We start from the raw sequence: 16886 nt of genomic DNA on the forward strand, positions 1-16886 counted from the left end.
CTATTTTTTATTCTCAAAAATTGAACTTCTAAAATCATTAGTTTGATCTAAATATGCTTTAAAGATTGCTTGTTTAAGTTTATGAACTCTACTATATTCAGGATAAATATTTACACGTTCATCCTCTGCATCAGCATTAACAGCCTCAGTTATCATTTTACGAAGCATATCAATATTAGTTATTGTTACCTTACTATTTCTTGAGAAACTTACATTTGGATTATAGAAACTAATACTGATTAGATTATTAAATTTAGCTATTCGTTCATCATACATTGCTTTTTTAAATTCTACCCAAGATGAATAACGATTATTAAATACTTTCTCAAGCACTAACTTATCAGTTACATTACCGACTACTTTACCATATGACTTAATCACTTTACCTTTAGCTTTTGCTTCTTCTGCATATTGATTAGAAATATATGGTACCATTCCATCTTTAAATCCTTTTGCAGCTAATAATTCAAACGCCATACGACGTCCCATTAAATCACCCGGTGTTCCTTCATTATTACTTAAAGCTGCGTATATTGGTGAAAATAGTTTAATTGTATAATATCCATTTCGTTTAAAGGTATTATCGTTGTCATTTTCGTATCCTCTTCTAGTAATAACATCATTTTCAATTAGACTATCAAATGAATTTAACTTATTAAGCTCTTCAACTGTTAAGTAACGAACAACATTAGTTGCATAAACCTTACTTCCATCTGGATCTGTTTCAAATTTATTTTCTATTTTTCTCAATAACTCGTTTTTCTTATCAATCTCTAATTTAACAACTGCATTACCTTCTAGATATTCTAGCATATAAATTACATCAAACATATTATGCATATATTTTTGCAAATCTTCTGCATTATTAAATCGTTTTGTAGGATCTTTTACCTGAAGTCTAGTTGGATTTTCTGCTTCTTCATACTTCAATATAGAGTTAATCGTAATAGTAGGATCGTATGGATGATCAGGAGCTTGTAACAATCCTTTAGCATAAAACTCTGGTCCAAGTCCATTCCTTCTTCCATATCCTCCAAGATAAATTTCTCTATCTGAGTTATGCGTCATTTCGTGTGTATAAGTTACCGCACCATCTTTATCAAGCATACGATATGCCATATAGTAGAATGCATCCCCCGTAGCATATGCTCCATTAGAATTATGAACAACATTATTTCCTGCTGGACCGAAGAAGTGTTTTATTGCTGGATGATCAGTTTCAAAAGTTGCTTGGTATGTATCTTTATCTTCTTTTTCATCTGTACCAAATCTAAATGCATCATAGACTAGAACACTTCTATATAATTTTTCTTTATTTTTATCATCTAGTATTTTATACCAGTAATCATAGTGATCTCTGAATCTAGCAGCCGCTTCTCTAGCTTTTGCCTCAACATAGTCATTTAAATTATTTCCTGCTGGATGTTCTTTACTTCTATATCTATCATAAGCACCAAATCCTATAGTCGAAATGTTGGCTATAATAAACACCGATTTTTCAGGTAATGTTAATAGCGGCAAGACCATACTTGGGTATTTCCAAGATGGGCTAGTTAATCTATCATATACCCCTATAGATTGCGGAGTGCCTGCTTTTGATTGTTTATCACTTACCTCTTTAATCGTAGATTTTTCTTCTACTATATAGGCTTTAGTTTGTTCTTTAAACCACTCGTTATTGGTTTTATCTGGCACGAATGCTTGTCTATATTTTTCTAATGCATCAAATAAATTATTAGTTTTATAATTTTTCGCTAATAAAACATTATAAGTTATAACATTATTTTTCGCTAGTAAATTATTATATCCAGATTTACCTAGTTCGATAACATTATCTAACGCTGAACTATTTGATTTACCGAAGAAATCCAAGTGGTACATGATTAAATCTTTCGCTTTTGTATCACCATATTTAAAATTGTACCAACGCTCTAAGTATGTTAATCCTAGAAGTAAAGCTTCCTTATTATTTTTAATTTTTTCGATTACATAATTATCTATTGTCTTATTGTTATTTTCCACTATTGCAGCATCTGCAGTAAGTAGTTTTGTTAAACTGTCTCTCAAATCATGTTTAGTAGTATTGAATTGATCTTCTAAATATAACTCCGTTAAACTAACATCCTTAGAAACATCTAATACTTTTCTAATTGCGTCTGATTTGTATTCTACACTATTTAATGCTGGTAATACTTCATCTAAAATATTATTATAATTGCGAAGTAATGTATTCGGTGTATAAATTAAGTTTGTACCGCCTATTCTATACTCTGCTACATTTGAAAAATCATTTTGATATTCTATATTTTTTGTCTCTGATGTATTGTCCGCGTAATATAGTAATAGTTTATTTATACTTGATTTGTATTTGTTAATATCACTAATTACTTCATTATCTTTCATTGGAACAACTGATAATAATTCTTTATTATAAAGATTACTACTTGACTCTACTAAATTCCCGTACTTAACTATTGTTTCTCTATTATAGAACGGTAATAGTTTTTCTATATTTTTATATACTTTTTCTTTTGATGAATCAGCATTCTCAAGATTTCTATAGTCAGTTACATATCTAGAAGATAAATTAAAGTCTTCTGTTTTAATAGTATTCTTAGTCGCAAAAGCAGCTTTTTTCTCTCTAATATGTGCGTCTTCTAATACCTCTCCTCTTTGAACAACAGAATCCTTAGTTAAGATTTCATCATCTTCTGGTACTACGTTCACAACCTTATTATTTTTGTTGCTATAAACAGAAGTTGCTTTCATCCTAGTAAAGTCTTTACCAGTTATAGCATTACCGTTCGTAATATCAACATCACTTAGTACATTTAATAGTTTTCCAGATTTTTCTAAACCATCCACTGGATCCCAAAGGTCTCCAACTACACCACCTACATAAGCAAAAGGTTTAACATTATTTAGTTTCCCTTCAGCATAACTACTGCTTATCACAGCATTATCAATTACTGCACCAGCTATTCCGCCAATAGACTGATCACCTTGCGTTGCATTCGTCGCCATATCGATAGATGCAATCGACTTATCTATTAATGCTCCCGAACCTGAAAGTTTACCTACTAAACCTCCAATCTGATAACTAGCTACTGTTTTATATGTATTAGTTATTCTACCTGTATAGCTACTGTTAGAAATAGTAGAATTATTAACTTGTGATACTAATCCTCCTATTCCACGTTCACCAGCTATTGCTCCAGCAGCATGAACATTATCAATATGGGTATTGCTATTCGCTTCTTTTGCAAGTGTTGCAGTATCATCTTTTGCAGAAATATTAGCATCTTTTAGTGAAAGGTTTTCTACTGTAGCACCATTTAATCCCCCAAATAATGGTTTTTTCAAATTATAAATAGCGTAATACTTATTACTATTTTGACCTATTAGTGTACCGTGGAATTCATTTTTCACATAACTTTCTTGACCATCTGGAAGTTCGACTTCACGAGCATCCATAGTTGCTCCTAAACGGAATGTACCATTAGGATTGCTATTCATTGCATCTACTAAATTTTTAAATGATGTATAGACACCAGTTTCACTTTGCTGAGTTTTTGGTAAATAGTAAGTATAATTTTCTAATACATTATTATTTTCATGATGTATCAGATTATTTGCACTTGCTACTATTTTATAAACATCTCTATTATCTTTATTAGCATTAGTAATGCTTGTAACTGGTAGCATCACATCTTTAAAGTTCTCTGATTTAACTTTCATGAAGTAATTTTGTGGGTCATTTGGTGCAGAATCTAATGAAGTTACATGACGATACTTATCACCTTCTTTTGAATATAGTTCTACAGAAGATATATTTCTAAGCTCTAATTTCTTATTAACGTCTTCTTCTTTAACATCGTCTTTTTTCTCATCTTTATGACGTTCTAGTGCATCATATGTCGGAGTAATTTCTTTACCATTTATAATACTTCTAATCCAGTCTAATTGTGTTGGAGATAATATTAATCCTCCTGAACGGTTCTTAGCACCATTTTGGTGGACACCAATAACTTCACCATTAGCATTAAATATTCCTCCACCACTCATACCAGGTTTTCCACCTTGATATTGAACACCGTAGGTATTATTCGCATATTTTTGCTCCATTTCTACTGTAGCATCTTTTAAGTGCGTATATTCCCCACCTGGATATCCATGAACATTTAGTTTGTCATTAAGATTTACTTTAGTATAATTTTTAACTAATTCTACATGTTCTCTGCCAGTTGTTTCAGGTAGCTTAACCACTGCTAAATCATAGATAAATCCTTTTGGATAATCTTTTTGATTATAAAAATGAATATCCTTAGCAGTAAATCTTCCTTTTCGCCCATCGGGAGTTACCCATTCATATGTATTTTTGGTTTCATCCCCTATGAATTTACCTGTAGTATTATCAGAAGAATTATTAATGAAATTATGAGCTACTGTTAAAAGTACATTTGGTGCAATAAAAGTAGCTGATCCCACTCCAGTTCCCTTCGTCGAATCTGTAATAAAGGTCATATTAATTAACGCACTAGATTTTTTCTGAATACTCATTTCTTCTGGTGTATTAGTATTTTCATTATTTGGTTTAGTCTCTTCTGTACTTGGTTGTTCAATACTTCCAGAATACTCTCTAGTTGGCTCTACTTTCTCCGGCTCTACTAACGCTCCAGCTTGTATACCCGTATATTCTCTCGGAGCTTCCACTTTCTCAGGCTCTGCTATTGCTCCAGCCTGTACTCCTGTGTATTCAGGTAGCGGTGTTACCTGCTCTGGCTCGACTATTGCTCCAGACTGGGTGCTGGTATATTCTGGTTTTTCAGCTGTCTCAGGGGCTACAACAGCTCCCGATTGCTCACCTGTATATTCTGGTAAGGAAGCATGGGTCTCTGGTTCGACGATGGCACTAGACTGAGTCCCCTTGTACTCTGGTTGTGGAGTTACTTGTTCTGGTTCTACTATTGCTCCAGCTTGTATCCCTGTATATTCTCTTGGCGCTTCTACTTTTTCTGGTTCTACTAACGCTCCAGCTTGTACTCCTGTGTATTCTGGAAGTGGGGCTACCTGTTCAGATTCACCTTTATCACCTACTACCGCTTCTGGTAAAGCTGGTTGAATTGCAGGTTCGCCTTTTCCCGTGACTAAAGCTTCTGGTAACTCTGGCTGAATTGCTGGTTTGTCTTTATCGCTTACAACTGCTTCCGGTAAAGCTGGTTGAATTGCAGGTACGCCTTTGTCACTTACTACAGCTTCGGGTAACGCTGGCTGGACTGCAGGCTCACCTTTGTCGGTTACTACAGCTGCTGGTAGTTCAGGCTGAATTGCGGGTTCAACAATAGCTCCAGACTGTACTTCCTTATGTTCTGCATCAGTCTCAGGTTGTTCCTTTATAACTTGAGCTTTTTTAGTACCTTTTTCTACTATTCTTGAAACAGGCGCAGTCGTTGAAGTTGAAATAATTTCTCGCGAAACTTCTTCCTTGTTTACAGAGAATATTCTGACAATTTCAACTTTCTTACCTAATTTACCTTCTTGTTTTACTCTTACAGTTCCTTCAGCTAAATCAGAATTCTCTTGAACTTCTTCTTGAAAATCTATTTTTGTCTCTATAGTTTCGTCACGATATAAGAGTTCAGGTTTATTCAACTGACCTGATAGAACTTCATCCTGTGGATTTAATGTATTTACTCCAGTCTTTTCTTTTGGAGAAATCTTCTCCTCTTTCTTCGTCTCTAGATTCTTATGTTCGGCTAATTGTGCTTTAGAATCTGAAGATTTTTTCTCTTCTTTTCTTGGATTCGTTAATTCTGTAGAAAGAGGTTTTTCAACTACTTGAACTTCTGTCGGCTTAGTTGAAGAAACAGGTGTTTGTTCCTGAATAGCTTGTACTGTTGATGGATTCTCTACAAAATTCGGTGTAACACTATATTCCACCTTTTGTTGTTTTGTAGGAGTGGCTACGGATTTCTCTTGATTATTTACTTTAGACTCAGAAGTCGTTTTTCCCTCTTTGATATATCCAATATAAGTGTAACCTGAAATATCTTTAGGAAGAGGTAATTTTTCTCCAGAAGTCAATTCATAGTCCGTATTGTAATTTAGCAAAAGATTATTTTCTAAAGCATGAGCCGATACAAGAACACCATTTCCTATTCCTGCAACCAATACTAAATGTAATACCGTTTTATTCTTAACTTTTTTCTTGGAAACGGCAAAAATTAAAATCCCCAAAGCTGCTAAGCTAGCACCAGCAACCAGGGCTTGCATCTCATTCTTGCTTCCAGTATTTGGCAATTCCCCCAGTTGATTTTGGGAATTTAATTTATAAACAAGATAATAAGTCTCATCATCATTCTCCACGTATGTCGGAATATCATAGATAAGCTTATTCTGCTCATCTGATGATAGCTCTGACTCTGTCACATATTTATAGTGAACACCTTTAGTCTCTTGAGCATCCACAGATGAACTACCTAAAACAGACATAAAAAATAAACTTGAAATCGTCGCAGATACAAGTCCTACTGATAATTTTCTAAATGAAAAACGCTGCTGTTTTTCACCAAAATACTTTTCCATTATTCCTCCTTGAAATAAAATTTATATTTATCTTACGAAGGCCTTTAATATATTAGCGTATTATCTATAAAAAAGGCACCACACTTTAATTATACTCTTAATTTACCAAAAAGTCTTAAAATTGCGTTACGTTTTCATACTTTGTTTTATATATAAAATACGAAGGAGCAGGGTTTGCCATTTCCTATTTTCTCTTTTTGGATAAAATGTAACCTACCATGGAATTTCCACGGTAGGTGTTACTTATATCACTAATCGTTCTAAAAATGGTTTGAGGCAGTTGAGGAGAATTCCTTCTATCCAGCTTTCTTGTGCTGAGGATAGATGTTCTGACTGGAGACTTTCTTTTAGAAAATCTCGGACTTGTTCTGGTGCGATTTCAAACTCAAAAGCTTTCATTTTATAGAAAAAGTCGAGCAGATGATCTGACAGATATTCAGTTGAAAAGGGAACTTCTCCACTTTTTCGATATTCTAATAAGAGTCGAGCAAATCTGGCTTTTTCTTCAGGAAGCTCACGAAAATAGGAATTGAGGAGCCAGGTCTGCTTCTGTTTTCTTTCAATTGGATCCTGACTGGCAATTCGTTGGTCTTTTTCCAGCTCTTTTTGGTATTGTTTGGCCTTGACAGCCCGTTCTGTCCTATTTTTACCAAAAAGTATTTTCTCCCACTTACGTTCTTCTTGGGTTAGGGTTTCTGTAAAGCCAAAGTAATCTTGATAGGCACGTTCCGCTGGGCCCATGGCTAGAACTAGATTGTCTGCATATTGTTTGGCGATTTTATCCCTCTTCCTGCGCTCTTTCTCAGCCTGGATACGCAGTTCTTGCTCGTAGTCAATTTTCTCCTTGCCTAGCTTGACAAGATAGAGTTGGTCATCCGGTTTTCCAAGTAAAAAGGGCTTGATATACTTTTCTAGGACTTCTTCCATACGAGCCTTCTTCTTGGGTTCTGCCTTGGTCCAACTGCCTCCTTGAAAGACTTCTAGAAAGAGTTGGTAGTCTCTTTCAGGTGTGAACTGATTGCCACGATTGGGTTTAAAAACACCTTTTTCCCAGAGCCACTTTAGAAGACGCTCGTCAAAGTCACTTTTATTGACCTTGATTTTTTCCTTTTTCTTAGCTTTTCTGGTTAGATTTTCAACCTTTCTGAGCAGTTTTTTTTCCTCTTCCAGTTGCTGGTCAAGGGTCAATCGATGAAAATGACGAACACAGTCGCTACCAATCGGAAAGAGGCGTTGGCCTGTGACACCATTAAAGAGTTCATAAGCGTACTTGATGGCATTTCCACAGACACAATTACTGCGGCCGATACCGTTAAAAATCAAGGAAACTTCATTCCATTCCTTGGTAGCTTGTTCCCAAGTATCAGCTTTTGAAGCCTGTAAAACCGTATCGTGCAGGGATTTTCTAACTGGAAGTGTCATGAGGTCTCCTTTCTAGATTATACTTTTACAACTTGAACCTCTTCTTTACCTAGTAAAATCAAGTATTTTTCAATATTTTCAATCGAATAGGCTCGTGATAAAGCCTCTCCGTATAGGGCTAATTGACCACGATAGCGGTCTATGAGTTGACTTGGCTCATCATAGCGGTCTGTTTTGTAATCGAAAAGAACGATACGATCCTCATAAAGCAGATAGCCGTCCAAGATTCCACGGACAACGAAGTCTTCCTGACTCTTGTGGTCTCTTTTGAGCATGGAGAAGGGTTGCTCGCGGTAGAGATGTTCTGTATTGGCAAGAATTTCTTGACCGAGTGATGTGCCAAAGAAGGCAAGGATTTTAGCAAGATTGATCTTGTCTTTAACAGCTGGGCTGGTTTGAACTTGTTGGAGAGTTTCTGTCAGGCTAGCAAGGGTTGGTCGCTGACTGAGGTTAATTCTCTGCATGAGTTCGTGGGTAGCACTACCAATTTCAGCTCCTGTTATCTTTTCTTTGGTTGAAAAATCTGGTAAATCAAAACTGATTTTCTTGTCTACTGACTGACCTTGACCAGCAATCTCAACACCTTCCATATCCATAACTGGTTCGTAGAATTTTTTAATTTGACTTGGGGTTTGAACACTTGGCAATTCAATAGCTGCGCGGTGAAGAGTATTATATACTTCCACTTCTTTCAGCATTTCAAGAGCTTCCTTAATGATTTCTGACTGGCGATTGTCTGCTTGGGAGCTATCTTGGAGAGGACTCTTGTTTTCCAACTCTCCGATAGCTTCTGTAGTCAGCTGATCTTCACCAACAAAACGATAGCTAAAGTTGAGATGATCCTTGGCAAATACTTTACTGATAGCCCAAATCCAATCTTGGAAATTCTTGGCTTGCAGTCTAGTGTTGCTATTTAGTTTTCCATTTTTAGCTGCTGGGTATTCCTTGGCTTCCAGCTTTTCACGAGAACCCTTACCGACAAGATAAAGCTTTTTCTCAGCTCGCGTCATGGCAACATACAGCAGACGCATTTGTTCTGAATAACTTGCCAGCTGTAATTCCTCTTCATTCTGCATATAGGTCAGGCTAGGAATAGAGAGCTTGATGGTTTTAGGATAGTGATCTTCCACTGCTCCTGTCTCCATTTTAGCAATATATTTGACACCAAGACCATTCTGACGACTGAGAATGACTTCTGACATAGAGTCTTGCTTGTTGAAATCTTGATCCATATTGAGGATAAAGACGTAAGGAAACTCTAGTCCTTTACTCTTGTGGATAGTCATGAGCTCTACTGCATCTTTTGGCGGTGCGACAGCCACGCTTGCAAGATCGTGCTTTGCTTCTAAAACTTGGTTAATCATACCAATAAAACGAGACAAGCCCTTGAAATTGCTCTTTTCAAATTGATCAGCACGCAATGCTAGGGCATAGAGATTGGCCTGTCTAGCAGGTCCATTTGGTAAAGCTCCAACATAGTCATAATAAAAACGGTCGTTGTAAATCTTCCAAATCAAGTCATAGAGGGAGTGGGTTTTGGCATACAAGCGCCAAGAGGCTAAGATATCCATGAATTGCTTTAGTTTCTCAGCTAGAGCTGAGTGAATCAAGCCTTTTTGCCTGCTTACCTGTTTTTGAGCATTTACTAGTTTCTCATAGAGATTTTCTTGGATTTTATCCTCTGCTTTCTGAAGAGATAAACGTGCTAACTCGTCCTCATCCAAGCCAAACATAGGAGACTTCATAAGGGCAACCAAGGCATAGTCTTGAAGAGGATTGTGAATGACACGAAGGGTGTCTAGCATGACTTGCACTTCTAGGGATTGAAGATAATTGTTTTGCTCTCCGTCAGTTTTGACAGGAATTCCGTACTCAGACAGGGCGAGAAGAATCTGGTCATTACGACTGCGACTGGAGGTCAGAAGGGCGATTTCTTTAAAGGAAACACCTTGTTCCTTATAGAGTTTAAGGATTTCCTTGATAACCAGGCGCATTTCGCCTGTTAGTTTCGTTTCTGCCTGCCCCTCTTCTTCCTCACTTGTGTCGTCCTTATCGTAGATGAGAAATTCTGCCTTGTTGTCTGGATTAGGAGTCAGTTTGGTATTGGCAAAAACAAGCTGGTGCATGTTATCATAGTTGATTTCGCCGACCTCTTGGTCCATAAGGCGTTCAAAAACATCATTGGTTGCTGATAGCACTTCTGAACTACTACGGAAATTTTCTTTGAGGAGAATGAGCTTGCCCTCTTTTGGATTTTGCGCATAGCGTTGGAACTTTTCATTGAAAATCTGCGGATCTGCCTGACGGAAACGATAGATAGACTGCTTGATATCTCCCACCATAAAGCGATTGTGTCCATTAGAAAGTAATTCCAGCATCCGTTCTTGAATATGGTTGGTATCCTGATACTCATCGACCATGACTTCATGGAAGCGCTCCTGATAATCCTGACGAACTTGTGGGAAATTCTCTAAAATCTCAATGGTGTAATGGCTAATATCAGCGAATTCAAAGGCATTTTCCTGACGTTTGCGCTGACGATAAGCTTCTACAAAATCACTCATGAAGGCTTGGAAGGTTTTAGCTAGTTCCCATGTATCTCCATGATAACGTTCTTGATAGTCGAGAATGGTTATCTGGTCTGACAGTTGTCCTAGTTTAGCAAACTGAGTCTTTCTCTCTTCGTTGTAGGCATCGACCAGCGGCTTCAAATCAGCCTTACGACTGGCATTGGTCAGAGCTCGACCATTTTTCTCTTTCGAAATTGCGACAACACGCGCAAGTACTGCCTGATAAGCCTGACTATCGGACTCCTGATTTAGGGAGCCAATTTCATCCAGAATCAACTGAACATTTTCTAAATAGGCTGCCTTTGGAAACTCCTTGGCATCATTATCCAGATGATAACGAAAAAAGCTTTCCAAATCCCAAAGGGCTTGTTTGATTTGCTCAGTCAATCTTTCTTTTTCACTGGTAAAATCAGCTTTCTCAAAGCCTTTGAGGAAAGATTCACTCAGCCATTTCTGAGGATTGCTGGTGGATTGGAGGAAGTCATAGATTTTATAGACTTGCTGGCATAGCCCCCGTTCATCTTTTCCACGTCCAGCAAAGTTTTTCAGCAAATGACTAAAGGTTTCTTTCTGTTTACCTTGGTAATGGGCTTCAAAGACCTCATGAAAGACTTCGTTTTTTATAAGAAGTTGCTCGCTTTGGTTTTGTAAAATCCTGAAATTAGGCGCAATATCAATCAGATAGCCATGTTTGCCAAGGAATTTTTGTGTGAAAGAGTCCATGGTTCCGATGGCTGCGTTGGGTAGGTCTGCCAACTGGCGGCCCAAGTGTTGTTTGAGGTCAATGTCATCGCTTTCTTGGATTTGTTGGCTGATTTTTTTCTCCAAACGTTCTTTAAGTTCAGTCGCAGCCTTGACGGTAAAGGTTGAGATAAAGAGTTGAGAAATTTCGACACCACGCGCCAATTGGTCCAGAATACGCTCGGCCATGACAAAAGTCTTCCCAGAGCCAGCCGATGCTGAGACCAGGATATTCTGGCCAGAAGTGTAGATAGCTTCAATTTGCTCGGCAGTTTTCTTTTGTTCCTTGCTCGAATGCGCTTCTGCTTCTTGAAGTTTTTGAATTTCCTCCTCAGTTAAAAAGGGAATGGGCTTCATCGATTCAACTCCTCTCTTATTTTTTCAAACCAAGCTTGCTTGAGTTTTTCTCCGACCAGACGCTTGCCATCAGTTAAGTCCAACTTTTCTAGGAAACGGGCTTGGCCCAAGTGGTAATTGGCTTCAAATCCGGTGATGGCTTGATGTTGCTGAACATACGGTGCAATACTTCTGCCATTTTCAGTATAAGGATTAATGGCGAACTGACCTGCTAAAATTTTCTCAGCTGCTTTCTTGTAAAGTTGGGCATTGTAGTCCAGCAGGAGCTGGAATTCCTCATCTGTCAGCTGATTAGCCTTGTTTTTATTGTAAAATTCACCCAAATGACTGCTTTCTTTTTCTAAAAAGAGGCCTTGGTATTTCATTGACTTGCTAGCTTCTACTACTGCACCTGCCAGACTTTTAACGGCCATCAGAGATTGGACAGGCTCAGCCATTTCCAAGTACATGGCACCGAAAAAGTTCTGCTCCCCTTCTCTTTTTAGGGCAGCTAGATAGGTTGGCAACTGGGAATTGAGCCCATTAAAGAAATGAGGAAACTGGAACTGAGTTAGACTAGACTTGTAGTCTACTACTCCTATCGCCCCATCAGCTTTCAATCGGTCAATGCGGTCAACCTTACCTCGTACAAAGACACTGCGCCCATTATCCAATTGAATAAAGGCTTGCTCTTTCCCACCGAAATTTGCTTCTTCTTTGATGGTTTCGATGGCTGGATTATGGCGGAGAATGTGACCAGTCGTCCGTGCAACATCAAGCAAAACTTCTTTGGTAAACTGGGCTTCCAAACTTTCTTGATAAATGGCTTCAAATTCGCGTTCTTGACTGGTTTCTTGGATAGCTTGTTCTAAACGTTTGTCAAAGGAATCTTCGTCAGGCAACTGCAAGGCGCGTTCAAAAATGCGGTGTAAGAAATTCCCATGACTGCGGGCATCAGGACGTAGACGTAATTCCTCTTGCAAGCCTAAAACGTAGCGGAGGAAATAACTGTATTGGTTTCGGTAAAACTCCGTCAAACCAGACGTAGACAGGTAAAATTCCTTGTCAGCTGGATAGAGAGCCTGTAAGGTATCCTTGGTCAACTGCTTACTGCTTGGACTGATTGGGAGGGCTGGATTTTCCAGACCTTGCTGTTCTAGTTTTTTACCCATCACACGCGCAAGAACCTTGACAAAGGTCAAATCTTGCTCAGTATCACTCGTCTCGCCCTGCTGGTGATAGGCAACCAGACTGGACAAAAGACTGTGATAGGACCCCATATCTTCCTTAGACAGCCCTTTGTGATTCATCCTCTTCTCTTTCCGCCTAAATCCAAAATTGACCAACTCTTGAAGATAGGCAGATTCCTTGCTTTCACTTTCGTTAAAAAGGCTTGGAGCCGACAAGACCAACTGCTTACGAGCAGAATTGACCAAGGAAAGCATAGTATAGCGATTTTTCTTGAGATTTTCACTGCTGGCAATCAGCAATTGTGCCCCATCTTCTGTCGCTTGGTTTAGTCTCTGTCTTTCTTCGTCTGTCAAAAGACTGGTATTTTGGGCAATTTTTGGTAAATTGTCCTGTGTTAGCCCAATGGCGTAGACAAAGTCAGCCGTTAAGGGTGCAATCAAATCGTAACTCTGCACCAGGACAGTGTCCACTGTTGCTGGAATGGTGCGATACTGAGATAGGCTCATTCCAGAATGGAGCAAGGCTAGAAAGTCCTCTAGATTAACTTGCGAACCAGCAAAAACAGTCGCAAATTGTTCTAAAACATGACAGAAGGCTTTCCAAACTTCAGTCTGTCTTTCCTGATCAAGAGCTTCCATAGTGGCTGTCAAATCTTGGAGCTGCTTGGTCACAGCTCCTTCTTTTAGAAAAGAGTTCCACTTTTGCAAGAGATTTTCAGCCTTTTGTTTTCGGCTAGCAAAAAGAGTCTCAAGAGGGGTTAAAATACGCAGACGAAGAGCATTTAAACGTTCCAAATTAAATTTTCCATGGTGGAATTTGGTGAAGGCTTGCTGAAAGGCTGGCAAGCCATTGATACCAAGATAGCGGATATATTGCTCAAAAGCATCAATATCAGCCTGACTAAGGTCGGTATACAAACCTGTTCTAAGAAGGTTTATCAAATCCTCCTGACGGAAACGGTAGCGTTTTAAAGCCAAAATAGACTCGACAAACTGTGTCAAAGGGTGGTGGGCCATGGATTCGTTTTTGCCTAGATAGAAAGGAATCTGATACTGGTCAAAAATAGTTTTTAGAGATAATTGATAAGAAACTACATCCCCCAATAGAATACGAAAATTCTTGTAGCTCAGGTCTGAGTTCTCATGCAATTTCTGACGGATGCTACGGGCTACTAGCTCCAACTCCTCCTTTTGCGTCAAACAAGACCAGATTTGTAAGTTTTCACGGTCTTTCTCATCAACATCCAAAGCGAGTTCTGAAAAGTCATAAGAAGACTCCAGTAAACGAGAGGCCTTGCCAAAACTATCCATCTGCTCATGAGTTTGAGAACAATCCAGAGCAGACGTTTGGTATTTAGAGGCTAGATGATGGAGAAACTCCACACTGGCTTGGTATAGATTGCCCTCGCTAAAAGGACTGGTATAGGCTTTCTTACTAGCATAAGCACCAATGACAATCTCAACACCCTTGCCATGAAGTAGGTCCACAATTCGCTCTTCCTCAGCAGAAAAACGGGTAAATCCATCAATAACCAAGGCAATTTGAGTAAAATCACTACTTACCTTGTCATTCTCAATAGCCTCAATCAAATGCGACAACTGACTTCCCTGAGCTAACTTCCCTTGATTGAGATAGGCCGTTACTTTCTCAAAAATCAAGAGCAAGTCTGCTCGCTTGTCCTCATCCGTCAAACTTTCCAAGTCTAAAAAACTCATCTGAGCAGTCGTCATCTCGTGATACAGCTCAATCAACTGCTGGATAAACTGAGGATCTTGCTTAATCGCACCATAAACACGTAAGTCCTTAGGATCGAGTTCCGCAAGGCACTTATAAAAGGCCATCCCAAGACCAATGTCATCTAGACTGGTCTTGGCAGGCAAGTCATTCAAGATCAGGTAACGAGCCATCTGCGCAAAGCGCGTGACGGTAATCGCAAAAGAAGCCTGCTGGGACAAGCATTCCAGCACGGCGCGTTCCTTTTCAAATGAAAGAGAGTTGGGGGCGATGTAGAAGACTCGCTTGCCAGCAGCAACTAGCTCCTCCGACTCTCTAGTTAGAATTTCTGTCAAAGAAGTCCGAATATCAGTATAAAGTAATTTCATCTCTGCCTCGTTAGAATTTTTCATTACCTTTTATTATACCATGATTAGTCACCCAAGTCTGAAAATAATCAGTTCTTGCTCACCTGTTGAAAAGAAAATGCCGGAAAGTTCCGACATTGTTTTAGTAAGCTAACTTCCTGAAAATAGGAGTAACCATACATCCCAGAAGGCAGTGATATTGATGAAAATATGAACTAGTATTGGATAGTAGAGACTTTTTGTCATGCGATACAATAGAGCAAAAATAAGCCCTCCACTAGCGTAAATGAAAAAAGCAAGAGGAGTTAAAGCAAAATTGATATGAATATAACCGAAAATAATAGCAGAAAGCAAGACATCTCCGTACCAAGGCGAGTTTTTGAAAAAGGTTGTCATAAGCACACCGCGATAAATCAACTCCTCAGCAATAGGGCCGATGAAGCAAGCTATGAGCAAGAAATAGGGTAATTCCTGTCTCCCTATCATTTCTATCGTTGCATTCAAAGAGATTTGATTTGAAGACGAGGGTATGAAATAAGACAAGAAGAAGTCCGACATATACGAAATGATGTAGCCCAGTAAAAGGTAGATAAAGTACCTTAACTGCCACTTGAAATGAAAAGTCTTCTTTCCTGTAAAAACTAGTAGATAGATGACAGCTAACCAAAGAACACTACTCTCCATCAAAAGCAGAATCTGAAAAAATTCACGACTTGCTGGTAGATAGGACTTTGCGAGGTGATTGAAAAGCCTCCAAAACCAAGTTGAGTTGTAAAAAATTAAGGACAATGCTAGTAAAATCTGAATAATCCGTTTTTTCATATTAAACCCTCTGTTTTCCTTGACTAGATTATTGAATATAATGGTTTATTTAACTGTATAACAAGTTTAGTATAGCATCTCTTTACAAAATATCCTCTTCAAATCATGAATTGTCATCAAAACATCTTAAACTGTAAAATCAATTAGCCCCAAGCTTCCTATCAATTTCTTCTCCAAAATATGCTATAATAATACCAAAAGATAAAGAAGGAAAAACTATGATTAAACTACTAGCCTTGGATATGGACGGAACTCTCCTCAATGAAGCCAAGGAAATCCCACAAGCTCACATCGCTGCTATTCACCAAGCCATTGAAAAAGGTGTCAAACTGGTTCTCTGTACGGGTCGCCCCCTTTTCGGCGTCCTCCCCTACTATCAAAAACTGGGGCTGGACCTCCAGAATGAGTATGTCATTGTTAACAACGGTTGCTCAACTCACCAGACCAGTGATTGGGGGCTAGTTGACTGGCAAGAACTCAGTCCGGCTGACATTGAATATCTCTATGAGCTTGCTGAAAAGAGTGAGGTTCAGTTGACTCTTTTTGATGAGGAACATTATTTTGTCCTCGGTGGCAAGCCTAATGAAATCATTCAAAATGATGCCGACCTAGTCTTTTCAGACCTGACTGAAATTTCACTAGAGGAAGCGACTAGTGGCAAGTATCGTATGTTCCAAGGTATGTTTTTGGGTACAGAGAGTCAAACAGATGATTTTGAAGAGCGTTTTGCTGAGGAACTCTGCCAACGATTCAGTGGAGTTCGTTCGCAGCCTGTCATTTATGAAGCTATGCCACTTGGTACGACAAAGGCTACTGCTCTTTCTCGACTAGCAGAGATTTTGAAGATTGATTCCTCAGAAATCATGGCCATGGGCGATGCCAATAACGATATCGAAATGCTCCAGTTTGCAGGGTTGGGCATTGCTATGGGAAATGCCAGCGATTATGTCAAATCTCTTGCGGATGCCGTTACAGCCAGCAACGAAGAAGACGGCGTTGCGCGTGCCATTGAGAAATATATTTTATAATTAAGAAGCCCAGCCCAGTTCGTGTCAACTGGGTTTTGATATTTAAGAATTCCTAAAACTTTAGAAACTCTTTAGAAATCCTTGAGCTTTCTTTGATTTCTATACTTTAT

6 protein-coding genes are annotated in these 16886 nt (G+C 38.6%); 1 reads left to right on the forward strand and 5 read right to left on the reverse strand.

Features of this window, described 5'->3' with window-relative positions; translation table 11 throughout:
- The 5 genes from NMM26_RS00155 to NMM26_RS00175 form a co-directional block, all read right to left on the reverse strand.
- Window positions 1-6585 (reverse strand): ZmpA/ZmpB/ZmpC family metallo-endopeptidase, encoded by a 6585-nt coding sequence (locus NMM26_RS00155; RefSeq protein ID WP_254753751.1) that lies wholly within the window; start codon window positions 6583-6585, stop codon window positions 1-3.
- Between the two features lie 243 nt (window positions 6586-6828).
- On the reverse strand, window positions 6829-8007 hold the full coding sequence (locus tag NMM26_RS00160) for a hypothetical protein (protein WP_254753752.1): 1179 nt from the start codon (window positions 8005-8007) through the stop codon (window positions 6829-6831).
- 17 nt (window positions 8008-8024) lie between these two features.
- Entirely contained in the window at window positions 8025-11675 is a 3651-nt protein-coding gene (addA, locus tag NMM26_RS00165; protein ID WP_254753753.1) for a helicase-exonuclease AddAB subunit AddA, read from the reverse strand.
- Complete coding sequence (gene rexB, locus NMM26_RS00170) at window positions 11672-14947, reverse strand: ATP-dependent nuclease subunit B (protein WP_254753798.1); 3276 nt, start codon at window positions 14945-14947, stop codon at window positions 11672-11674. Before rexB ends, addA begins: the two co-directional genes overlap by 4 nt.
- A 129-nt stretch (window positions 14948-15076) precedes the next feature.
- Entirely contained in the window at window positions 15077-15748 is a 672-nt protein-coding gene (locus tag NMM26_RS00175) for a CPBP family intramembrane glutamic endopeptidase (RefSeq protein WP_254753754.1), read from the reverse strand.
- A gap of 218 nt (window positions 15749-15966) precedes the next feature.
- On the opposite strand from NMM26_RS00175, the gene NMM26_RS00180 reads away from it, so the two are divergent.
- Window positions 15967-16776 carry a Cof-type HAD-IIB family hydrolase gene (locus NMM26_RS00180; RefSeq protein WP_125447390.1) on the forward strand — a complete coding sequence of 270 codons (810 nt, stop codon included), beginning with the start codon at window positions 15967-15969 and terminating at the stop codon, window positions 16774-16776.
- Window positions 16777-16886: the final 110 nt, after the last annotated feature.

The sequence above is a fragment of the Streptococcus sp. CF7_Ac1-8 genome (genome assembly GCF_024295435.1).
GTDB classification, from domain to species: domain Bacteria; phylum Bacillota; class Bacilli; order Lactobacillales; family Streptococcaceae; genus Streptococcus; species Streptococcus mitis_AP.

Excerpts from the sequence above, each read along its gene's own strand:
- NMM26_RS00155 (WP_254753751.1), bottom strand. The coding sequence starts at position 6,585 with ATGGAAAAGTATTTTGGTGAAAAACAGCAGCGTTTTTCATTTAGAAAA.
- NMM26_RS00160 (WP_254753752.1), bottom strand. The coding sequence starts at position 8,007 with ATGACACTTCCAGTTAGAAAATCCCTGCACGATACGGTTTTACAGGCT.
- addA (WP_254753753.1), bottom strand. The coding sequence starts at position 11,675 with ATGAAGCCCATTCCCTTTTTAACTGAGGAGGAAATTCAAAAACTTCAA.
- rexB (WP_254753798.1), bottom strand. The coding sequence starts at position 14,947 with ATGAAATTACTTTATACTGATATTCGGACTTCTTTGACAGAAATTCTA.
- NMM26_RS00175 (WP_254753754.1), bottom strand. The coding sequence starts at position 15,748 with ATGAAAAAACGGATTATTCAGATTTTACTAGCATTGTCCTTAATTTTT.
- NMM26_RS00180 (WP_125447390.1), top strand. The coding sequence starts at position 15,967 with ATGATTAAACTACTAGCCTTGGATATGGACGGAACTCTCCTCAATGAA.